Source organism: Pseudomonas sp. P4_D7, from assembly GCF_056401755.1.
On record NZ_JBFUIR010000100.1, the window covers coordinates 1 to 4,799 of the forward strand.

3 protein-coding genes are annotated in these 4,799 nt (G+C 60.8%); all 3 read left to right on the forward strand.

The genetic code is table 11. The annotated features are described in order from the left end of the window. Positions 1–171 precede the first annotated feature (171 nt). Positions 172–1,461 carry a phospholipase gene (locus tag AC1DVF_RS28355; protein WP_477783532.1) on the forward strand — a complete coding sequence of 430 codons (1,290 nt, stop codon included), beginning with the start codon at positions 172–174 and terminating at the stop codon, positions 1,459–1,461. Positions 1,462–1,510: 49 nt separating this feature from the next. Next, entirely contained in the window at positions 1,511–3,469 is a 1,959-nt protein-coding gene (locus AC1DVF_RS28360) for a DUF1302 domain-containing protein (protein ID WP_477783533.1), read from the forward strand. A 130-nt stretch (positions 3,470–3,599) separates the two neighbouring features. Beyond that, a partial coding sequence (locus AC1DVF_RS28365) for a DUF1329 domain-containing protein (RefSeq protein ID WP_477783534.1) occupies positions 3,600–4,799 on the forward strand: 1,200 nt, incomplete at its 3' end.

The following is a 4,799-nucleotide window of genomic DNA, read 5'->3' on the forward strand; positions in this document are numbered from 1 at the left end:
TCTGACCCACCGCTTTCGCGAGCAAGCTCGCTCCCACAAGGTTATGCGGTGGAATCAGATCCTCTTATGTGGCGCCATCGGAGAGTTTTTCTGGTGAGATCGGACAGTGTCAGCGGCGGGGTCGGTTGTTAGGCTCATCCCCCACGGCACCGCCAATAAGAACGAAAAGCAATGAAGCTGACCTTCCTCCTGTTGCTGCTTTGTGCAACGGCCCCGAGCGCCTGGGGCTGGTCGAACCATACGGTCGGCAGCTATCTGGCGTTGCAGGACCTGCCAGCGTTGCGCGACGCGCCAGCGGTTGCAGTCGAGCCACTGGAGCAGTTTCTCACCGAGCAATATCCGGCCGTGCTGGCGCTGTTGGAGCAACAGGAAAGCTTCGCCCGCGCGCACTTCACTCAGTACCCGCCACGACCTGACAACCTGAAATTGCCCGCAGTGCCGAGTGACAATTTACGCCACGACTTTCTCACTGCGCTGCGCATCAATCCCGAGATTCACTTGGCAATGGTCATCCAGCCATTACCCGGCAAAGACCTGCCCGAGCGCGAGCATCTGCAAGCTAACCAGGTCATGGTCGAACAAACCCTGTCACCGTGGAATCGTCAGCGTTTCATCGTGGTCACCGATCATGAAAAAGTCGCAGCCCTGGCCGTGCTCGCCAGCGCTGCCGACGAGCCGGATTACGGCCACGACATCAATCTGTTCAGCGACAACCCCGGCAACGTCGGCGCGCTGTACGGCTTCGGCCCGCAACCGTTCGGCGATGCGCGTTTCCAGTACAGCTCACAGGCGCCGTTCCACATGGGCTTCTTCCATGAAAGCGCGGTGGTCTACGCCGCTGCCGGTTTCCTTGAACGCAGTTGGCCGGACTGGCGCGCGTATCAATACATGGGCCTGGCGCGACTGGCATTTGCCAGCGGTCATCGGTATTGGGGGTATCGCTTTCTCGGCTGGGGCCTGCACCACATTCAGGACCTGACCCAGCCGTATCACGCCAAGCCGCTGCCGGGCGTCGACCTCGCCAGTCTTCTGCTGCTGGAAGGCAAGGCGCTGGCCGGTTTCGCCGCCGACAAACAAGCCTCCATCGAGCGCGTCGCCACACGGCACATGGAAGTCGAGAAATATCAGTCGACCTGGCTGCGCCGCGTGCTGCGTGCCGGTCAGCCGCATCCGATGCTCGCGGCTTACGCCGATGTGGCCCAGGACAAAAGCTACCCGCCGTACTCGGTCGACTACCTGCGCGAAGTGGTCAGCGCCGAAGCCGTCAACGACTCCGCAGCCTTCGACGAGGCCATCGGCCAGTGGCTTGCAACGGCGCCGGTCAGCAGTGATTTCAGCAGCGGCAACCAGCTGCATCGCGAAGACTTCGACCACCCGGCACTCAACCAGCAGTTGTTCAGGTTGCTCGGACATTTCGGCGCTCACAGCCGGATTTATGTCAGCGCGGGATTGGCGCCGTAGTGCGCCGCAACGCACACCACAACAATAAAAAACAGGGAAGGAGGAACAGATGATCAACACTCGATTGCGCCTGACGGGCGCCGCGCTCCCCGGTGTCGGCCTGGCAGGGCTGCTGCAGTTGTGCGCAGTCGATGCGGCGCACGCGGTGGAATTCAGCCTGATGGACAAGCAGGTCACCGGCTCCCTCGACACGACCTTGTCTTACGGCCGTTTGTGGCGGGTGCAGGGCCGCGACAAGACTAACGATGACGTCAACACCAACGACGGCAATCGCAACTTCGATACCGGGCTGGTTTCCGAGGTGTACAAGATCACCTCCGAGCTTGAAGCCAACTATCAGAACTACGGCGTGTTCGTGCGCGGCACCGCGTTCTACGACACGCAACTGATGGACAAGCGCAACGACTACTACGACAACAACAGCCCCTCGCAACCGAGCCAGAGCTACCCGCAGGACAACCATTTCACCAGCCAGACCCGCGACATCGCCGGCAGCCGCATCGAGATGCTCGACGCCTATGTGCACGGCAGCTGGGACGTCGCGCAGATGCCGGTAACCGCGCGCGTCGGTCGGCAGGTGTTCAACTGGGGTGAGGGGATTTTCTATCGCGGCGGGATCAACACCACCAACCCGGTGGACGCCGCCAAGTACCGCTTGCCCGGCGCCGAAGTCAAGGAAGTGCTGGTGCCGGTGGAGGCACTGAGTTTCAACATCGGCCTGACCGATTCGCTGACCATGGAGAGTTTCTACCAGACCAACTGGAAGGAAACCCGCATCGATCCGGTCGGCACCTTCTACTCGCAGACCGACCTGTTCGCCGACGGTGGCAACACCGGTTACAACAACTTCAGCGGCACAGCGCTCGACACGCCGGTTCCGGGGTTCGGCAACGTCATCGGTTTGTACAGCGCGCTGGGCAACAACCCGTTGCTCAACTCCGCCCTGCAAACCACTGGTCTGTATGCCAACGGCGTCACTCCGGCCTACGGCAACACACTGAAAGTGGCAAGCGTCGGCAAGGACTACAACGCACGCAACGATGGCCAGTTTGGTTTTGCCTTTCGCTATATCGCCGAACAGCTCAACAGCACCGAGTTCGGTTTGTATATGGTCAACTACCACGCCAAGGAGCCAACCATCGCGGCGGACCTGGGCGGCTACAAAGGCATCGACATGGACGCGCTGACCAACCTGTTGTCCGGCGTTGCGGGCAGTCAGGCCGGGGCGCTGGCCAATGGGTTGGCGACGGCCGACGTGATGGGCAATATCCAGGCGCATCGGCGTTATGCCGAAGACATCCGCATGTACGGTTTCAGCTTCAACACCACACTGGGCGAGGCATCGGTGTTCGGTGAAATTGCTTATCGGCCGAACTTGCCGATTGGCGTTGCGGCCACTAACGATCTGATCGGTGACCTGGCCAACGGTGCGGCTGTGGCGGTGACGGGCAGGTCGATCAACGTCGGCGGGCAGATGGTCAATCTCAACAGCGAGATCAACAACGCCGAACGTGTCGAAGCGTTCAACACCTCGCTCGGCACCATCTACAACTTCGGCCCGACTGCTTCGTTCGACTCGCTGTTCGGCATCTTCGAACTTGCCTCCGAGCACCTGCGCGGCAGCAGTCTGCAATACACCGCTTACGACGGCAGTCGTCGTTACTACGCCGGCACGGGCAACTATTCCTATGTGTCGGGCGGTGATCGCGACGATCAGGTCAATCGCAATTCCTACAGCTACACGGCGATGCTCAACGGCACCTGGAACGACGTATACGCCGGGGTCAACGTCTCGCCGTACATCGTCTACAAGGACGATTTCGAGGGCAACAGCTATCAGGCCGGCAACACCATCGAAGGGCGCAAGGCTTACACGCTGGGGATAAAAGCCAATTACCAGAACAAGCTTGAAGCCGAGTTGCAGTACACCGAGTTCTACGGCGGCGGGCAGAACAACGGCATCCGCGACCGCGATAACGTCGGGTTCAACCTCAAGTATTTCCTTTAAAGGCTACACACAGCCCCTGTGGGAGCGAGCTTGCTCGCGAAGAGGCCGGCACATTCAACATCAATGTCGACTGAGCCACCGCTTTCGCGAGCAAGCTCGCTCCCACAGGTTTCGCATTCTGGAGAAAGTCATGATTCACACTTCAAGACTGACAAAAACATCGCTAGCGCTGTTTCTGAGCCTGGCTGCCAGCACCGCTCTAGCCGCCATCACCCCACAACAAGCCGAACAACTGAAAACCACCCTGACCCCCATGGGCGCCGAGCGTGCCGGCAACGCCGCCGGCACCATCCCCGCGTGGACCGGCGGCATCACCCAAGCCCCGGCCGGCTACAAACCCGGCCAGCACCACCCCGATCCCTACGCGGCAGACAAACCGCTGTTCACCATCACCAAAGCCAATCTCGACCAATACAAAGCCCACCTCAGCCCCGGCCAGATCGCCCTGTTCAACAGCTACCCCGACACCTTCCAGATGCCGATCTACCCGTCCCGCCGCTCCGGTTCAGCGCCGCAATGGCTGTACGACAACACCCTGAAAAACGCCACCTCGGCCAAGCTGCTCGAAGGCGGCAGCGGCTTCTCCGATGCTTACGGCGGCGTGCCATTCCCGGTGCCCAAGGATGGCGTTGAAGTGCTGTGGAACCACATCACCCGTTATCGCGGCATCTACGTCGTGCGCCGCGCCTCCGAAGCACCGGTCCAGCGCAACGGCAGCTTCGCGCTGGTGACCTCGCAGCAGGAAGCGCTGTTCAACTATTACCGCCCGAACGGCCAGTTCGCCGACCTGAAGAACATCCTGTTCTATTACCTCGCCTTCGTGAAAAGCCCGGCGCGACTGGCCGGTGGCGCCGCCCTCGTGCACGAAACCCTCGACCAACTCAAAGACGCACGCCAAGCCTGGATCTACGACGCCGGCCAACGCCGCGTGCGCCGCGCACCGAACCTCGCCTACGACACGCCGATCGCATCCTCCGATGGCCTGCGCACCGCCGACGACACCGATCTGTTCAACGGCTCGCCTGATCGCTACGAGTGGAAGCTCAAGGGCAAACAGGAAATCTACATCCCCTACAACAACTACAAAGTCGCCAGCCCCGACGTGAAATACGCGCAACTGCTCACCCCGGGCCACCTCAACCCGCAATACACCCGCTATGAACTGCACCGCGTGTGGGTGGTGGAAGGCAACCTGAAACCGGGCTCGCGGCACATCTACTCCAAGCGTGTGCTGTTTCTCGATGAAGACAGCTGGGGCGCCGCGCTGGTTGATCAGTACGATGGACGAGGCGAGTTGTGGCGCGTATCGATGGCCTACCTGAAAAACTTC

Excerpts from the sequence above, each read along its gene's own strand:
- AC1DVF_RS28355 (WP_477783532.1), top strand. The coding sequence starts at position 172 with ATGAAGCTGACCTTCCTCCTGTTGCTGCTTTGTGCAACGGCCCCGAGC.
- AC1DVF_RS28360 (WP_477783533.1), top strand. The coding sequence starts at position 1,511 with ATGATCAACACTCGATTGCGCCTGACGGGCGCCGCGCTCCCCGGTGTC.